We start from the raw sequence: 15,352 nt of genomic DNA, 5'->3' as shown, positions 1-15,352 counted from the left end.
AAACGGCCGATTATGGCACAAACAAAACTGAATGGATATCCAGTATCTGATGGCAATTTCTGCAACGGCGGAAAAAAGAATGCGGTTCGCCTCGCGGGTATTATCTGACTCAATGGCGTGATATAGTTTTTCGTTTAAAATTTATAGAAGTGATTGTTCAGGAGACACCAACATGGCCAGCAGAGGCGTTAACAAAGTGATTCTTATCGGGAATCTGGGTCAGGACCCGGAAGTCCGTTACATGCCGAATGGCGGCGCAGTCGCTAACCTGACTCTGGCCACGTCGGACAGCTGGCGCGACAAGCAGACCGGCGAGCAGAAAGAGCGTACAGAGTGGCACCGCGTCGCCCTCTACGGCAAGCTGGCGGAAATCGCCGGTGAGTACCTGCGCAAAGGCTCTCAGGTGTATATCGAAGGTCAGTTGCGTACCCGCAAATGGCAGGATCAGGGCGGCCAGGATCGCTACACCACTGAAGTGGTGGTCGATATCTCCGGCAGCATGCAAATGCTGGGCGGCCGCACCGGCGGCGGCGCACCTGCTGCTGGTGGCAACATGGGCGGCAATGCGGGTGGCAACGCGCCACAAGGTGGTTGGGGTCAGCCGCAACAGCCGCAGCAAGCCAACCAGTTCAGCGGTGGCGGTCAATCCCGTCCTCAGCAAAGCGCACCGATGCCGGGCAACGAACCGCCGATGGATTTTGACGACGACATTCCGTTCTGATAAGCGTCATCAATGCCGGGGCCGACACAGGTTCCGGTATTATCCCCTTACAACGCCCTGCCCTTGCAGGGCGTTCGTTTATATCGCTATTCCCCTGCATTCAGCGCATCGCCGATAGCGTAATAATGCCCACCCGCCACGTGATGCAGGCTACGCCATGTCGGGTCGGCCTTCTCAAAATGCCAGTGACCGTCACTAAAGACCCGTGAATCCGCCCAGGCAGCGATAACCTCACCGATAAAAAGGTCGTAAGTTTGCTGATTGTGGGCTTCAGGGATCAGCTTGCACAACAACCACGCTGCACAACCGGCCACCAAAGGCACATCCGATTCGCTGGTGCGAAACAGTTCCACCTGGCAGTGCGCCAGTTTGTCCGGGTTATCCCGCAGGCTGATATTCCCGACCTGGTTGGTTAATTGTAGTTGTGCCACTGTCGGCACCTGAATAGCGAAATAGCCGCTGTTTTCCAGCAGCTCGCGTGTTTTGGTCGCTTTATCCAGCACGACAGTCAGCTTAGGTGGTGCAAAATCCAGCCCACAGCACCAGGCCGCCGCCATCACATCCTCAACCCCGTTATGACTGGCCGACACCAACACCGTCGGCCCGTGGTTAACCAGCCGATAGGCTTTTGCCAGCTCAACCGGTGAAATTGCGCTATTCATGTTTAACTCCTGCGTTATACATAGTGTTCTGGCATACTCCTGGCATACATAGTGTCCTGACACTTACACCAAATGTTCAGAGCTAATGGTTCGCACACCCGCAACGGGGTTCAACGCGGCTTCCAGTAACGCATCGGCAATCCGCTGTGCAGGGTTAATGTGCAAAGCCCGTGGCAGCACAGGATGCAATACACGCAATACCTGTTGTGCCGCCCATTCACCGGGCCGCCGTTCGTGTCGATCGCCGCCAATCAGCCCTGGACGCACCAGCGTCAGTGAGGCAAAACCCACCCCGGCCAGATCGCGCTCCACGTCACCTTTCACCCGGTTGTAGAAAAACCGCGACGTAACGCTCGCCCCTCTGGCTGAATTCAGCACGTAGGTCGGCGTACCGTGGTGCCTAGCCAGACGTGCAACCGCCAATGGGTAGTCATGATCAACCCGGTAGAATGCCGCCTGACTCCCTGCCGTTTTAATGGTGGTGCCCAGCGTGCAGATCACGGCATCGGCCTGCCACCAGTCGGCATCTTGCGGCAAGTGTTCAAAGCTCACCTGCGGTGCCAACAGTTTGTCGTGAGCGGGTAATTCACGCCGTACCGGTGCCGTCACCTGCGTAATACGCGACTCTGCCAGTGCCTTTAATAGCACCTGATGGCCGACCAACCCGGTTGCGCCGACAAGTAGTAGTTTCATTTCTATTTATCTCCGTATGGAATAGTGGCATGAAACAGCATCGCAACATGGCAGAACTCACTAAAGGGCATAACCCAGATTGCACAAATAAGATACCAACCTGATTTAAGTTCAACATAATACAGATGAACAGACCGCACGGTGTTTTGTACCGATCCGTTCAACCATCCGCTGGTTACCCCAAATACTAATGACTATGGGTTGCAAACAATTTCCTTGCCTTCAACCTTCGAAAATTTGACTGTCTTGTCATTGATGCGCCAGGCGTGTTCAACCGTCCTTGGCCATGGTTTTTCCTCCGATGAGATAAACGTAACAAACGTATCGTGGGAATTCGAACCATCAACTACACACGAAACGATTTGTGTTTTAGGGTTTTCTTTCGGTGAAGGTGACGAGAGGACATCTTTGACGATTTCACGACGATCGAGTAAGAAATACTCCCGACCGCATATTTGCCATGACTCAAGCGACCAGGGATCACCATCACTTTCCATGCCGTAAGTCCCCAGATCTTTGAGATCAATACTCTTGTAACGCTCTTCGGTGGCTACAGTACTCTCATTTGGCATATGGCGCCCGATTAATGCCGAGGGAATATCACTCTTACAGGTTATACCATCGAATGACTTCGCCGCTCCAATAGCGTGTGAAGAAAGGAAAATAAGGGGTAAAAGTAGACTGATAGAACGCCCCAAGGTCATGTATAGCCTCCGAATAGCTAATAGAAAGATAATAAAATCATCAATAAGAAAGACGAGAAAAACCTCAAACATAGGGTTTAAGACCTGTCAATCGGCAGGGTCAGACCCAATAATTTTATAACAATATCATAAGAATCAATCACAAAAAAGCGCCAGAGTAGATTTAACAAAAGCAAGTAAAAAACGTCATATAAAAAAAGAAAAAATAGAAATGAATAAATTATTTCAAAAACCAGTAAAAACCATGGTTAATTCAGTCAGAAATCCGAATGCTCTTTTCGGCACAAATTTCATCAGCAATACTTGCTGTACGACTTACAGCCACCTCATTTATAGCAAGATCTAAAGAGGATAATTAATAAAGGAACCCCCATGATCCACGCCTCTATCCATTACCTGACCCGGCAATTAAATCAATACCTAAAAAATATCCTGAACCTGCATGATGACGTTGTGGTTATTGCGAACCCGGCTGATGACGACGGTAAGATGTTTCCACTCACAAAAAATAAACTGGTGGTGTTTTTATCGAATATTGAAAAAGAAACCGTGACGTATCGGAATAATGCCGCTAATCCTGGGAATCGTTTTGCTGTTAGTACGCCGCCGTTATTTGTACGCATTTCGCTGGTGGTGGCGGCAAATTTTAGCGGTGCGCAATACGCGGAAGGATTACAAATGATCGCCCATGCGATGGCGTTCTTTCATAAAAATGCCCTGCTTAACCGTTATAACGCCCCAGATATGGATGAGGCAATTGAGCAACTATTACTGGAAATGGACAGCCTGCCGCGTCACGAACTCAGCACGATGTGGACGATGTTAGGCACTCGTTATTTACCGTCTGCGGTATACCGTGTGCGGGTAAAAATTGCTGATAGCCAGGCGATTCAGTCGCAGACCGAAAGTGTCAGACAATTGCCTGCCACCGTGACTAAGGGCACAACGTCATGAGCGATTACGACGTGTTATTTCAATTGCGTATCGAACATGAATTTTTTACCGGCTGTACCAGCCTGCCGTTTTATGGCGAATGGCTGCCAGGTAGCCAACAGGCGGCGACAAGCATCGGGCTGTTGACCAAACCACAGGCTGACGGGGTACTGGTGCTGGCGGATAGAACCCATCCCGCCCTTCAGGCGGTGGAACACGTAACGCTGCGGTGGTGGTTTAGCAGCCGGGAGCCGAATTTTTTCAGCTACACCGACACCAGTGTGACCGACGCCAGCGGGCTGCTGGAACCGAAGACTCCGCACTTCCGTTACACACTGAACGGCGCAGAACCCGGCGAGGTGCGTCTGGAAACAAGCAGCGACAGGCTCACTGAGGCATCGCACCGTCTGCGACCCTCAACGAAAGGGTGGCTCTGGCTGGTTGATATTGAGATTAATGCAACAGCAATAACGGCATTTCTCAACCGGCGAACAGAACCGGTCTTTATTATGCCGTTTCGCTGCCAACGGCGGCGCTGGAAATATCTGTTCACCGCGCCGTATGTTAATACGAATACATGTATTCGGGATAACTGCCAGAATAATCAGTTTGATTATCTGGGGGAGGAAATACTGGCTAATGGCCAACGGGCACAGGCGTTTATTTCCTGTGAACCATTAAGAATACAAAAAAAGTCAGACTATTATTTTCAACTTTATCAGGACAACACCGTATTGATTGAACGATTACCGGTCGCCATGCCACAGCATCAATGTCGATTTCAAACGGATAAGTCATTCGATGTTGTCTCGGAAATCATTGTTAACTGACATAACGATAAAGACAGGGCAATAAAAAAATAGCGCAATAAAAAATAGCGATACCGCCATACCGGCGCAGGTACCTTTTATTCTCGGCATCGAAAGGGCGCGGGGTGGTTATCTCTCTCAATCAGAAGGAATCACACTATGGGCGTGATGAAAACCCCAGGCGTTTATATTGTTGAAAAAAACGCCTTCCCCAATTCCGTTGTTGAAGTCGCCACGGCGGTACCGGCCTTTATTGGTTATACCGAAAAGGCGGAAAATGGCGGCGTATCACTGCGTAATAAAGCGTGGCGAATTACCTCGATGTCGGATTTTCGCCATTATTTTGGCGGCGCGCCGCTGCATAAATTCGATATCGTCGAAAAAACCGATCAAGTACCGGGCGATGCCGCTTTCAGTCAGGCCGGTAAAGCCTATACCCTGACCCTGGCGAATACCCGCTACCTGCTGTACTACAGCATGCTGTTCTTTTTCCAGAATGGCGGCGGCCCCTGCTACATCATCTCGGTGGGGAGCTATCAAGACGCCATTGATGCTGATGCACTGAAAAACGGCATTACACCACTGCTCAAAGAGCCGGAACCCACCATGGTGCTGACCCCGGAAGCGGTATGCCTGAAAGAAGACGACTGCATCAACGTGCAGCAGGCCGTGCTGGCCCACTGCGGCGGTACCATGAAAAACCGCATCGCCATTCTTGATGTCTGGGAAGGGTATAAAGACCGACAGGACCCGAGCGGCGACTGTATCGCCAACTTCCGTTCCAAACTGGGCATCAACTACCTGGATTACGCCACCGCGTACTACCCGTGGCTGAACACCTCAATCATTCAGGACAGCGACATCAGTTTCGCCAACGTCAACAACCCGGACATTCTGATTACCGTGTTGAACGCGGAAATCGCCTCCGCGTTCAAAGAACTGGACGCACTGAGTCCTGAGCAGTTAAACAGCGGTGGCAACAAGCTCAAAGCGGCCAAAAAGCAACAGATGCTGGACGAAGTCGCCAAACTGACGGTGGAACAAAGCGAGGCAGAGAAAACCTTGCTGCACAAAATCCTGTTCTCTATCAGCCCCATTTACAAAAGTGTGCTGGAAAACATCCGGCGTCAGCAAAACCTGCTGCCACCCGCCGCATCGATGGCGGGGATCTACACCATGGTGGATAACGCCCGTGGCGTGTGGAAAGCCCCGGCCAACGTCAGCCTGAACGCGGTGGTGTCACCCAGCGTGAATATCAGCGCCGACGAGCAGGAAGACCTGAACGTCACCACCCAGGGGAAATCGATCAACGCGCTGCGTACCTTCACCGGCGAAGGCACGCTGGTGTGGGGCGCGCGCACGCTGGACGGCAACAGCCTCGACTGGCGCTACGTCAATGTGCGCCGGACCATGATCATGCTCGAGGAGTCTATCAAACAGGCGGCCAAAGCCTACGTGTTCGAACCTAACACCGCCAATACCTGGGTTTCGATGGAAAGCATGATCGAAAACTTTCTGTTCGGCATCTGGAAGCGCGGCGGGCTGGCGGGAGCCTCACCGGAAGACGCCTACAGCGTGGATGTCGGTCTTGGCAAGACCATGACGCCGCAGGACATTTTGGAAGGGATCCTGCGTATCACCGTGCTGGTAGCCATCAGCCGTCCGGCCGAGTTTATCGAAATCACCTTCCAGCAGCAGATGCAGAAATCCTGATGCTGACGGTATGACGTTTTAGCGACCTTAGGTTTTTGACGAACACAGGTTTTATCACCCTCTTCAAGGAGAACACCCATGGCAGATGACGGTTCCGCTCAGTCAAGCACCGTATGGCCGATGCCCAAATTTCACTTTGAAGTGAAATGGGACGGCGGCGCGGGCGCCAGCATGGTGGCGTCGTTTCAGGAAATTACCGGCCTGGATATCGAAGCCCAGATTATTGAATACCGCGCGGGCAACAGCCCGGTATTTTCCACCATCAAAATGCCCGGAATTATCAAGTCCGGCAATGTGACGCTGAAAAAAGGCATTTTCGTCAAAGATAACAACTTTTACGACTGGTTCTCGAAAATCAAGATGAACACCATTGCCCGCACCGCCGTCACCATCAACCTGCTCGATGAAAGCGGCAGCCCGGCCATGACGTGGAAGCTCAAAAACGCCTGGCCGACCAAAATCAGCGGGACGGATTTGAAATCAGACGGCAATGAAGTGGCGGTTGAAACCATCGAACTGGCGCACGAAGGGCTGGAAGTCTCGGTGTAATCGCCGGTTCACGGCGTGAGAACGGTTAATGCAGCAGATTAGCGCTGCATTAACCCGGTCATCAGGCTCATCTGGCGTAGCCACTAACCAGACCCGGTAATGCTGATGCAAAAACCATCATCCAGCAGTGAATGGCCGCTACCCGCGTTTTATTTCAGCGTGAATATCGACAACAGCGGCGACGATCAGGCGTTTCAGGAAGTGTCCGGTATTGAGACACGTATTGAAACCGAACCCTTCCGCGAGGGCGGCAATAACAACCTGTATCACCTGCCAGTGGCGGTGAAACACGGGCCGCTCACGCTGCGCCGGGGCCTCGGTTCAGCCAGTTCGCCGCTGGTGCGCTGGTGTAAGCGTTGCTTTGAAGGGCAATTGAATGGCCCGCTGGAAACCAAAGAGGTCAGCGTCAGCCTGCTGAACGAACAGGGCGACCCGTTGCGGGTATGGCTGTTTTATAACGCCTACCCCATCAGTTGGCGGGTCGATCGTTTCCACGCCACCGGTAATGAGGTGGCGATTGAAGAGATTGTGCTGTGTTTTAGTCGTTCGACACGCAAGCAGTAACCGCAGAAGGAGACACCATCATGGCGATAGAAGTGCGACAACTGACGATTTACTCACGGGTTATCCAGCCGAATGACCCGGATGCTCCGCGGCAGGACACGGGCAGCCTCGACAGCGACACAGACAACGCGGCGGACAACCGTGGGCAGGATGCCTCACACAGCGCGCCAGCAGGCACGCAGGTACTGCATCACCTGAACAGCGGGCCGCGGGAACGCTAACCGGAGGCGCTATCATGCAGAAGCTGACTATCCGCACCCTCGATAAAAAGCAGCAGTTTGACGTGATGCTCAACCCTGCCAGCCTCCGTCACGAGCACGGCATTAACTACACCAACCGGGCGGTGGCGGGCAACCGGACACTCGGCAGCCTGGCACCGCGGCTTGATTTTGCCAGCTACCAGAGCGAGAGCCTCAGTTTCGAGTTGATGATTGACGGCACCGGCGTGGTCGAGCAGCCGCAAAAGCCCGATGTCGCCAGTCAGGTTACCCAGTTGAAAAACGTGGTGTATCGCTATGTCGGCGAGAAGCACGAACCCAGCGTGGTGGTACTGACCTGGGGCACCCTGTCGTTCAAAGGACGCCTGACCCGTCTTGATATTCGCTACTCGTTATTCGACGCCGCCGGTGCGCCACTGCGCGCCACCCTCGGGTTGCGCTTCGACAACTATCTGGACAGCAGCGAGCAGGCATTGCGGGCCAATCGCTCCTCGCCGGACCTCACCCACAGTGTGGTGGTGAAACAAGGCGATACCCTGGCGCAACTCTGCCATGACATTTATCAGGACAGTGCCTATTACGTGGCGGTCGCCCGTTACAACAACCTGAATAGCGTGATGCACATTGCACCGGGCACACGCCTGTATTTTCCCCCACTGGCCTGACGGAATCACGATATGGCGGACTCCCCGGCAACACACCATGACGGCGTGGTGACCTACACCATCAAGAGCAACGGCACCGAGATCGGTAACGCTATTCAGGTGTTATCCCTCCATGTCTGTAAACGGGTGAATCATATCGCCCGCGCCGAGCTGGTGATTGAGGATGGCGACATGCCGCAAAACCGTTTTCCGCTCAGTAGCGGCTCGCTGTTCAAACCGGGCAACGCACTGACTATCGCCGCCGGTTACGCCAGTCAGGAACAGGTGTTGTTCGAGGGGATCATCATTCGCCACGGCATCCGCCTCGGTGGTGCGGGTCATTCACGGCTGATCATCGAATGCCGGGACAGCGCTATCGGCATGACAGTCGCGCGCCGCAACAACAACTACCTCAAGAAGAAAGACAGCGACATCTTACGACAGTTGATCGGCGGCTGCGCCGGGCTTACCGCCCGTGTCGACACCACAACCACCCAGCACGACGAGCTGGTGCAGTTCAACTGCACCGACTGGGATTTTTTGCTGACCCGAGCGGAAGCCAACGGGCTGGTGGTCTGCAACGACGATAATACGGTAGCGGTCACCGCGCCCTGTCTGAGCGCGTCACCGGTGTTGACCCTCACCTACGGTGACGACCTGATGTCACTGACCGCCGACATCGACGCCCGTTACCAGTTCACCTCGGTCACCGGCGTTGGCTGGGATATCAAAAACCAGCAGCCGATACAGGAAAACGCTGCCGCGCAGTCCGTCAGCCAGCAAGGCAACCTCAGCGCCGATGAGCTGGCCCGCGTACTGGGGCTGCCCGCGTTCCGGCTGCAAAGCGCCACGCCGCTGCCAGCCAGCGCCCTGCGGGACTGGGCAAGCGGTCAACAGGTAAAATCCGCCCTCTCCCGCCTGCGCGGCACCCTAACCTGTCAGGGCTGCGCCCGCGCACGCATCAACACGCTGATTGAGCTGGCTGGCGTCGGCGCGCGTTTTAACGGCCACCTCTATGTCAGCGGCGTTCGCCACCATATTCAGGATGGGCAGTGGCTGACCCACATCGATTTCGGTATGCCGCCGGCCTGGTCGGCCGAACACCGGGACCTCACGCCGCCGCCTGCCGCTGGTCTGCTGCCGGGCGTGGATGGCTTGCAGATAGGCATCGTCAAAAAGCTCGACGGCGACCCACAACAGCAGCATCGCGTTCAGGTATCGCTACCGGTGACGCAGGCGGAAAACGACGGCCTGTGGGCGCGTCTGGCCAGTTATTACGCCTCATCCGGCATCGGGGCACAGTTTATGCCGGAGGTGGGTGACGAGGTGATACTGGGTTACTTCAACAATAACCCGTCCGACCCGGTGATCCTCGGCAGCCTGTACAGCAGCAAGAACCCACCACCGGTCACACCCGAAGCCAAAAACACCCTCAAAACGCTGATGACCCGCAGCCAGTTAACGTTGCAGTTCAACGAAGAAGACAAGTCCATCACCCTGACGACCCCCGGCGGCAATCAGGTGATGTTGAGCGACAAAGGCAAAACGGTGACGTTACAGGACCTGAACGGCAACAGCGTCACGCTGGATGCGTCTGGCATCACGCTCGACAGCCCGAAGAACATCACCCTCAGCGCCAAAGGGAAAATCGAACTCAGCGCCGGGCGCACCGTCGATATCAGCGCCAAAGCCGACGTCACCGCCGAGGGGATGAACGTCAACCTGTCGGCCAAAACCGGCCTGACCGCCAAAGGCAACGCCACCGCCGAACTGTCGGCCTCCGGCCAAACCACCGTGAAAGGCGGCATCGTGATGATCAATTAACGTTGACTGATTGAGGGTAGTAGGGCAGTAGGGCAGTGGTTATCGAATGTCTGAAAACACTGAGTAGCATTTCGTGCGCGATAAGCCTCATTTTATCTTTGCAACATCATCGCACGCACGACAAGGAGAGGCTCAAACGCCGCCTCTCCTTGACCACTGGCTGGTGGCTAAACTGTGCCGCTGCGCGGTGCCTTCGGCGTTCGCCCCCGCTGTTCGGGCCGCCCTTGACGCGCTCCCGGCGCGGCAAGGGCTTTCGCCGCGTCCATGCGGCTCACCCGGCGGTGGCGCACACCTCAGCACAGTTTTAACGCCAGACGGGTACAGCACACAACGAGACAACGTTGTTGGTTATCAACAAAAAATTAAAGGAGATTTATGCCACCTGCTGCTCGCCTGACTGACTTACACGCTTGCCCGATGGTAACGCCGGGGTTGCCGCCGATTCCCCATGTCGGCGGGCCGGTTATCGGCCCCGGCGTACCGACGGTGCTGATTGGCAAACTGCCAGCGGCGGTGCTGGGGGATAACTGCGTCTGTGTCGGGCCACCGGACGCCATCGTAAAAGGCTCCGCCACGGTGCTGATCGGCGGGAAACCGGCAGCCCGCCTTGGTGATACCACCGCCCACGGCGGCAATATCGCGCTGGGCGATTTTACTGTGTTGATAGGAGGATAACCGTGAATAACGACAACGCGTTTCTCGGTACCGGCTGGGGGTTTCCGCCGCAGTTTGATACCACAACCCACAGTATTGGCATGGTCAGCGGCGATGAAGATATCCGGCAAAGCCTGGCGCTGTTGCTCTCCACCCGCCCCGGCGAGCGCATTATGGCCCCTAAGTACGGTTGCGATATTCAGGGCATGGTGTTTGAAGACCTCACGCTCTCCACCCTGACCGACATGAAAACCCGGATTGAGCAGGCCATCTTGTTTTTTGAGCCACGGATTCAGCTACAGGCGATCACTATCGACAGTAGCCATGCTCCCGACGGTACCTTGCTGATTAACCTCGACTACACGCTGATTGCCACCAATACCCGCAGCAACATGGTGTATCCGTTCTATTTACGGGAAGGCACGTTGACCGCAACCCCCTAACCGGCTCCGGCCGCCGCTCACCTCTGCCCCTGACGGACACCCATTAACCAAGGTCGCTGAATCATGACTACACACTGGAGCCCCCCCTTGCCGCCCGCTGGCACGTCACAACACCAGCGCCTGCCGCCAGCACTGGAGGACGGCGCGTTTCTGGCAGATGAGATGTCGTTTGAAACCTTGCTGGTACTGGCCAGTGATATCGCCGCCCAGCTATCGTTCGATGCCGGTGAAGGCTCGCCGCCGGGTAACTGGCAGGCGCTGTTTGCCAAAAGCGAAGTCACCGGTATGGCTATCATGCTGTCGTTCGACACCACGCTGGAACAGAACCGTTTTCGTCAGGCACAGTCACGCGGTCTGGATCAGACACTGGCGTATTTGATCGCCCTCTACGGCAATCTGGATCGCTGGTACCGGGCTTTTATTCCCGTCCAGACCCTCAGTGCCGACCACATCAAGCTGACGATCCAAACGGTGCTGAAAACACAGTTGGTGCGCCCCTTTCAGTACGTGGTGATCCTGGCACAGGCACTGGAGGACTATCGCCAGTCGCTGCTGGCAAACGACAGCCTGACCGCCCTCGACCCGTTGTGGGGGATTGGCTACGACAACGGCCGGTTTGTCGCCAGCGAGCAGCACCCGTTGCTCCAGCAGCAATTACCGGGCATTGCGATCCTGGAAGAGCAGTTGCAGTTGTGTTTTTCCGCCGCCATCAATGCTGTCAGCCAGTTGCAGGCCGAGTGCCGCCGCCATCTGCAACAGGCGTTGTCTCATGCCGATCACGCCCCGGAAGTCGCCCTGTATCTGGCGTTTCTGCGCTTATTCGCCAGAGCGCAAGCCCGGCTTAACCGGTTCACCGCCCGACACCTCGATTTTTACTACCGGCAGGTGCTCCGCCAGCAGCCACAACCGCTCAACGCTGACGCCGTCTTTTTAAAACTGACGCTGGAACATCCCGCAACGCCTGCCGTATCACTGGCGCGCGGCACCGCCTTTAGCCACGGGCAGGATGACCGACTGCGCGACCTGCTCTACCACAGTGAACACCCGGTGTTGGTGACCGACGCTGAAGTCAAACAGGTTCACTCGCTGCTGCTAAGGCGTGACCCCTTGATGTCACCAGAACGGGAGCTGGATTTCGTGACCGCCATTCACAGCGACAGCCTGTGGCCGTGGCACGATGACCAGCCGCGCTCCCGCACCCTGCTGACGCTATTTGGCGAAACACCGGCGTTACAACGCCACCCGTCGCCCTGTGCGCCGGGCATCGCCATTATCGACCCGGTACTCTACCTGCCTGAAGGGCGGCGTCGGGTCAGCCTCACCATCACGCTTCACGAAGCGCAACATTCGCTACTGGCGCAGCAACTTTACCTGCTGCGCGATACCCCTTATCCGGCCCTGTTGCGAAATCGGCTGACCACGCTATTGCTCTCGCTGGCACGTGCGATGACACCGCTGCTGCCTGACGACAGCGCCCCCGCCACGATCCACTCGCTGGTAGAGGCATTATCTTCCCGCCAGCTACAGGCACTGCAACAAGGCAGCGACGACCACATCATCAGCCGTCTGTACCAATACCTGTTACTGGGCGTATTGCGCCAGACCGACGACCCGGCCTGTTATCGTCGGGCACTGGGGCATCTGTTTAGCCGCCAGTGCCTGAGCCTGACCGACTGGCTGAATGACGATGACCGGCAATGGATTGTGGCCCGCAGTCGCCAGTTACTGCCCACGGACAGCCAGTTGTCGCTGGCAGCGTTGCTCAACGGCAACCGGCAAGCCACCTTCTACCGCCTATGCAGCGAATTATTCTCGCTACGCATCAGCACCGACAGTGGCTGGCAGCCCATCGCCACGTACCGCATCCATCCGCTGCGTGCTGGCGACGATGGCTCCTACGGTTTTCGGCTGACCTTTACCCTGCCGCCGGGGTTTGGGGCCGTCATCCCCTGCGACCCGGCTATCCACGGTGAGAGGTGGTGTTACCACGCCCCGGCGTTGCAGGTGACCATGAAGCCAGAAACGCCCTTTTTCCCTTATTCGGTGTTTCGCCATTTCGTGCTCGGCCCGTTAATCCTCAACACCGAGGTCTCCGGCGTTCAGGCAATTCAGGTCTACACGCCGGAAGGCCAGGCCGACGCCAGCAAGGTGTTTTACCCTTTTGGGGCACAACCCGTCAGCCAGTCCTCGCTGACGATCGCCTGCTATGAACTCGCCCAAAAGCAGGTACAGGACATCACGCTGACCATCGACTGGGCCAACCTGCCGGGCGGCAGCGACGGCTTTCGCCAGCACTATCAGGCTTACCCCGGCGATTACGCCACCACGCGTTTTAACGCGCAGTTATCCGTACTGCGTGAAGGTGAATGGAACGTCGTCAGTCACGATATCGCGCTGTTTGACTGCGAAGCAGGCAGCGATCGGTTACGCCCTGACAGGCAGATTCATGCCTCGCTGAAGCAGGCGTTTCAACCGAGCCGCCACGCCGTCGACGCGGATACCTTTCGCTTCGATAGCACCAGCCGCAACGGCCTGATTCGCCTGTCGTTGTGCGAACCGGAGCACGCGTTTGGCCACCAGCAATACGCGTCACTGCTGAGCCAGACGCTGATACACAATGCCAAACACCGTACGCCACTACCGCTGCCCAACCCGCCGTATACCCCGGCTGTCAACCGGCTGACGCTCGGCTACCGCGCCTGCTCCCGGCTTACCCCCGGCACACCCGGTCACACGCCGTTGCCGGACAGCCATCTGCTGCATTTACATCCTTTCGGCTATGAAGTGCTATTCGGCTATGAAGAATTGTCCGACGATAACGTGCGGTCCCCGATGCGTAACACCGACGAGGCCACCCGTAGCGTCACCTTTTTCCCCCGCTACGAGGATGACGGCAACCTGTTCATCGGCTTACAGGCCTCATCACCGGGTGGCATGCTGAACCTGTTTTTCCATCTCGACGATCAGGCCACCCCTACCGCCATTCGCCATCGACAGGCGTTTCAGTGGCGTTATCTGGTGGATAACGACTGGCGCATTCTGCCGCCGCATCAGGTCATTGCTGATACCACCTGCGGCTTTATCACCTCCGGCATCATCACGCTGGAGATCCCAACAGAGATTAACGATCGGCACACCGTTATGCCGGATAAGCTCTACTGGTTGCAGGTCAGCACCCGCCAGGGCATCGGCGAGTACGCCAACTGCCTGCATGTCGCCACCCACGTAGTGCAGGCACGTCGGCAATGGACGCCAGAACAGGAAGACCATAACGCCCCGCAGCCGCCCACTGCCGGTTCTGGTGCTGGCTGGCAGGTATTGTCGCCACCGCCGGGGCTTGGCGGCGTCAGCCTGATGCTGCCGGTGCAGGGTGAAGCGCCGCACGAGTCCCTGCGCCAGTTCCACCAGCGCGTCAGCGAACAGTTGCGTCACAAAGGACGGGCATTGACCGGCTGGGATTATGAGCGGCTGGTGTTGCAACAGTTTGCGGATATCGAACAGGTGCGTTGTTTTCCACATACCCGTTTCGGCGTGCCGGGTCATCATCCGGGGCATGTTCTGCTGCTTGTGCGCCAGCGCCACCCAGCCTGTCAGCATCATCCCTGTGACGCGCGGCACACCAGCGCCGCGCTGCTGCACCGGATACAAAGCTGGTTGCAAACCATCGCGCCGCCGGGGGCCAACATCGCGGTGCGTTCACCGGTGTACGACAGGGTTCAGGTACGCTGTAGCGTCGCGTTTCAGCCGGGACAACACCCGGGGCAGGCATTGCGGACGTTGAACCGGGATATCTGTGCCTACCTCTGCCCGTGGCGCGAAGACAGCGTCAGTCAGGGCTTCGGTTCCCACGTGGCGCTGCACCAAATCGAGTCATTCATCGCCCACCTCGATTACGTGCGTTTCGTGACCGCCTTTTCACTGGTCATCCTGCGTCAGGACACCCGCGATGAGTGTGATGACCCGACGACGGGCTGGTGGTTATCTGACAGTGCTGCGCCGTCGCACGATAACACCCGCGATCCCGCCGCAAACACCCCGAATCTGACCGGGCTAAGTCCGCGCTATCCCTGGAATATTATCCTGCCGGTTGAGCAACACGCGTTGCGGCTCAGTACCGATCTGCGCCCGCTTGCGCCGGAAAAAATCGGTATTGGCGATCTGGTCATCGGCGACAGTTTTATCACCGTCCGCTAACCCGTATGGCGGCCCACCCGACGGGAG

At 56.4% G+C, this 15,352-nt stretch carries 15 protein-coding genes; 12 read left to right on the top strand and 3 right to left on the bottom strand.

Features of this window, described 5'->3' with window-relative positions; all coding sequences use genetic code 11:
• Positions 1-172 precede the first annotated feature (172 nt).
• Positions 173-721 (top strand): single-stranded DNA-binding protein, encoded by a 549-nt coding sequence (locus LF929_RS03535; RefSeq protein ID WP_038905579.1) that lies wholly within the window; start codon positions 173-175, stop codon positions 719-721.
• Between the two features lie 86 nt (positions 722-807).
• Here the strand turns inward: LF929_RS03535 and LF929_RS03530 are convergent, their stop codons facing one another.
• From LF929_RS03530 to LF929_RS03520, 3 genes are all read right to left on the bottom strand, one after another.
• Complete coding sequence (locus LF929_RS03530; RefSeq protein ID WP_038908970.1) at positions 808-1,383, bottom strand: flavin reductase family protein; 576 nt, start codon at positions 1,381-1,383, stop codon at positions 808-810.
• Between the two features lie 63 nt (positions 1,384-1,446).
• Positions 1,447-2,076, bottom strand: coding sequence for an NAD-dependent dehydratase (locus LF929_RS03525; RefSeq protein WP_038908971.1), 630 nt, complete (start codon positions 2,074-2,076; stop codon positions 1,447-1,449).
• A 194-nt stretch (positions 2,077-2,270) separates the two neighbouring features.
• Entirely contained in the window at positions 2,271-2,852 is a 582-nt protein-coding gene (locus tag LF929_RS03520; RefSeq protein ID WP_038908972.1) for a hypothetical protein, read from the bottom strand.
• A 300-nt stretch (positions 2,853-3,152) separates the two neighbouring features.
• On the opposite strand from LF929_RS03520, the gene LF929_RS03515 reads away from it, so the two are divergent.
• The 11 genes from LF929_RS03515 (at position 3,153) to LF929_RS03465 (ending at position 15,325) form a co-directional block, all read left to right on the top strand.
• Positions 3,153-3,734 carry a DUF4255 domain-containing protein gene (locus LF929_RS03515; protein ID WP_210174562.1) on the top strand — a complete coding sequence of 194 codons (582 nt, stop codon included), beginning with the start codon at positions 3,153-3,155 and terminating at the stop codon, positions 3,732-3,734.
• On the top strand, positions 3,731-4,543 hold the full coding sequence (locus LF929_RS03510) for a hypothetical protein (protein ID WP_210174563.1): 813 nt from the start codon (positions 3,731-3,733) through the stop codon (positions 4,541-4,543). The genes LF929_RS03515 and LF929_RS03510 overlap by 4 nt, the downstream gene beginning before the upstream one ends.
• 138 nt (positions 4,544-4,681) lie before the next feature.
• Complete coding sequence (locus LF929_RS03505) at positions 4,682-6,235, top strand: phage tail sheath family protein (protein WP_210174564.1); 1,554 nt, start codon at positions 4,682-4,684, stop codon at positions 6,233-6,235.
• A gap of 78 nt (positions 6,236-6,313) precedes the next feature.
• Positions 6,314-6,784, top strand: a complete 471-nt coding sequence (locus LF929_RS03500) for a phage tail protein (RefSeq protein WP_038905586.1) — start codon at positions 6,314-6,316, stop codon at positions 6,782-6,784.
• A 105-nt stretch (positions 6,785-6,889) separates the two neighbouring features.
• On the top strand, positions 6,890-7,348 hold the full coding sequence (locus LF929_RS03495; RefSeq protein ID WP_226092516.1) for a phage tail protein: 459 nt from the start codon (positions 6,890-6,892) through the stop codon (positions 7,346-7,348).
• A gap of 20 nt (positions 7,349-7,368) precedes the next feature.
• The gene (locus LF929_RS03490) at positions 7,369-7,569 is read left to right on the top strand and encodes a hypothetical protein (RefSeq protein WP_210174566.1); all 201 of its coding nucleotides are present in this window, start codon (positions 7,369-7,371) and stop codon (positions 7,567-7,569) included.
• A gap of 14 nt (positions 7,570-7,583) precedes the next feature.
• Positions 7,584-8,231 carry a peptidoglycan-binding protein gene (locus tag LF929_RS03485; RefSeq protein ID WP_038905591.1) on the top strand — a complete coding sequence of 216 codons (648 nt, stop codon included), beginning with the start codon at positions 7,584-7,586 and terminating at the stop codon, positions 8,229-8,231.
• 12 nt (positions 8,232-8,243) lie between these two features.
• Positions 8,244-10,034: a type VI secretion system tip protein VgrG gene (gene vgrG / locus LF929_RS03480; protein WP_210174567.1), complete on the top strand. Its 1,791-nt coding sequence runs from the start codon at positions 8,244-8,246 to the stop codon at positions 10,032-10,034.
• A gap of 375 nt (positions 10,035-10,409) precedes the next feature.
• Positions 10,410-10,709: a PAAR domain-containing protein gene (locus tag LF929_RS03475; RefSeq protein ID WP_016940542.1), complete on the top strand. Its 300-nt coding sequence runs from the start codon at positions 10,410-10,412 to the stop codon at positions 10,707-10,709.
• Between the two features lie 2 nt (positions 10,710-10,711).
• Complete coding sequence (locus LF929_RS03470; RefSeq protein ID WP_038908977.1) at positions 10,712-11,131, top strand: GPW/gp25 family protein; 420 nt, start codon at positions 10,712-10,714, stop codon at positions 11,129-11,131.
• A 63-nt stretch (positions 11,132-11,194) separates the two neighbouring features.
• A complete protein-coding gene (locus tag LF929_RS03465) occupies positions 11,195-15,325 on the top strand; it encodes a baseplate J/gp47 family protein (RefSeq protein ID WP_226092517.1) in 4,131 nt (1,376 codons plus the stop codon).
• Positions 15,326-15,352: the final 27 nt, after the last annotated feature.

Origin of the sequence: Dickeya oryzae, from assembly GCF_020406815.2 — a bacterium.
In the GTDB taxonomy this organism is placed as follows: Bacteria; Pseudomonadota; Gammaproteobacteria; order Enterobacterales; family Enterobacteriaceae; genus Dickeya; species Dickeya oryzae.
Note: the sequence above shows the minus strand (reverse complement) of the source record. Positions and strands in the feature narration are given on the sequence as shown.

Coding starts and splice junctions, on each gene's coding strand:
- LF929_RS03535 (WP_038905579.1), top strand. CDS start 173: ATGGCCAGCAGAGGCGTTAACAAAGTGATTCTTATCGGGAATCTGGGT.
- LF929_RS03530 (WP_038908970.1), bottom strand. CDS start 1,383: ATGAATAGCGCAATTTCACCGGTTGAGCTGGCAAAAGCCTATCGGCTG.
- LF929_RS03525 (WP_038908971.1), bottom strand. CDS start 2,076: ATGAAACTACTACTTGTCGGCGCAACCGGGTTGGTCGGCCATCAGGTG.
- LF929_RS03520 (WP_038908972.1), bottom strand. CDS start 2,852: ATGTTTGAGGTTTTTCTCGTCTTTCTTATTGATGATTTTATTATCTTT.
- LF929_RS03515 (WP_210174562.1), top strand. CDS start 3,153: ATGATCCACGCCTCTATCCATTACCTGACCCGGCAATTAAATCAATAC.
- LF929_RS03510 (WP_210174563.1), top strand. CDS start 3,731: ATGAGCGATTACGACGTGTTATTTCAATTGCGTATCGAACATGAATTT.
- LF929_RS03505 (WP_210174564.1), top strand. CDS start 4,682: ATGGGCGTGATGAAAACCCCAGGCGTTTATATTGTTGAAAAAAACGCC.
- LF929_RS03500 (WP_038905586.1), top strand. CDS start 6,314: ATGGCAGATGACGGTTCCGCTCAGTCAAGCACCGTATGGCCGATGCCC.
- LF929_RS03495 (WP_226092516.1), top strand. CDS start 6,890: ATGCAAAAACCATCATCCAGCAGTGAATGGCCGCTACCCGCGTTTTAT.
- LF929_RS03490 (WP_210174566.1), top strand. CDS start 7,369: ATGGCGATAGAAGTGCGACAACTGACGATTTACTCACGGGTTATCCAG.
- LF929_RS03485 (WP_038905591.1), top strand. CDS start 7,584: ATGCAGAAGCTGACTATCCGCACCCTCGATAAAAAGCAGCAGTTTGAC.
- vgrG (WP_210174567.1), top strand. CDS start 8,244: ATGGCGGACTCCCCGGCAACACACCATGACGGCGTGGTGACCTACACC.
- LF929_RS03475 (WP_016940542.1), top strand. CDS start 10,410: ATGCCACCTGCTGCTCGCCTGACTGACTTACACGCTTGCCCGATGGTA.
- LF929_RS03465 (WP_226092517.1), top strand. CDS start 11,195: ATGACTACACACTGGAGCCCCCCCTTGCCGCCCGCTGGCACGTCACAA.